1 protein-coding gene is annotated in these 1,262 nt (G+C 56.3%); it reads right to left on the reverse strand.

Annotated features, from left to right (window positions below; all coding sequences use genetic code 11):
* A partial coding sequence (locus QKE19_RS11140) for an IS30 family transposase (RefSeq protein ID WP_347891082.1) occupies positions 1 to 995 on the reverse strand: 995 nt, incomplete at its 3' end.
* Positions 996 to 1,262 lie beyond the last annotated feature (267 nt).

Below are 1,262 nucleotides of genomic sequence, written 5' to 3' on the forward strand. Positions count from 1 at the left end.
GGCCGGTTATTCAGCAATGCTTCCGCCTCGGCGACCTCTTGGTCGGTGACATCGGTAAAGTTGGTGCCTTTGGGGAAATAAAACCGGATATCCCGGTTCATCCGCTCATTGCTACCTCGCTGCCACGGCGAATGCGGATCGGCGAAAAACACCTGGATATTCTCCGCGACAGAAAACTCCGTGTGTTTGGCAAACTCCACTCCCTGATCCCAGGTCAACGTCGAAATCGTGGTGTCCATCGACTCTTTGAGCCGACGAATCATCCGTACCATCACCTCATTGACACTGGCGGCAGTATGGTCAGTGCCGAGTCTGCCGAGCAGCACAAACCTGCTGCGGCGTTCCACCAACGTCGCTAAAGCACTGGTGCCATCTGCGCCAATAATCAAATCGCCTTCCCAATGACCGGGTACCGCACGATCATTGGCTTCGGCTGGGCGAAGTGAAATATTGGCATCATGAGTCCAGCGTTTTCCACGTGGCTTGGGCACCCCTGCGAGAAGCGAGCGGGGTTTACGCCCTGGCCGGGTAGTCCGGCAGGACTTTTCAAACACAAGTTCTTTGCGCAAGCTGCCTGCCCCTTGTACGTAAAGGGCCTGGTAAATCGACTCGTGGCTAATAGTCATGGACGTATTATCACCCCACAGTGCAGCCAACCTGCCACTGGCCTGACGCGGTGAGGCGCCACGGTTGAGCAGATTGACAACCTGGGCGCGTAAGAATCGATTGTCATCGAGTTTGCGCGGCTTTGGACGAGCAAGACGCCCGCGGCTGGCCTGATCAGCGTGATAGGCATCGTAGATACCATCGACGCTGTTGCGTGCGATTTCACGACTGATAGTGGATTGACTACGACAGACTATCTGGGCGATACGCCGGTGCGAATGACCTGCCCGCAGGCAATCGGCAATAAGTAAGCGTTCCGTCAGCCCTAGCCGCCGACCAGCGCCAACACGAGATACATCACCAGGTGTTATCCGACTGCGGGTATTCATAGTGGTTAAACTAGCCCGCCGGTTGTACACCGTGGTTGTGCACACCCCAGCCTGCGCGGCAATCTCGGCAACACTATATGAGCCGGCCATAAGCATCTCGTAGATCACGCGATGCTTATGCATCATCGAGACCTTCGGGTAGTGCGATTGGTGCTGGATCTCAATTCCGGCTTGTCGCGCCCACCGCCTGACTGTTGGTGAGGGTATCCCTAACTCACGTCCAACTGCGCTTGCTGATGCCCCGTTGGCGATGTGTTGAAGCGCAAT

Origin of the sequence: Corynebacterium sp. c8Ua_99 (genome assembly GCF_039907185.1) — a bacterium.
GTDB lineage: Bacteria > Actinomycetota > Actinomycetes > Mycobacteriales > Mycobacteriaceae > Corynebacterium > Corynebacterium jeikeium_D.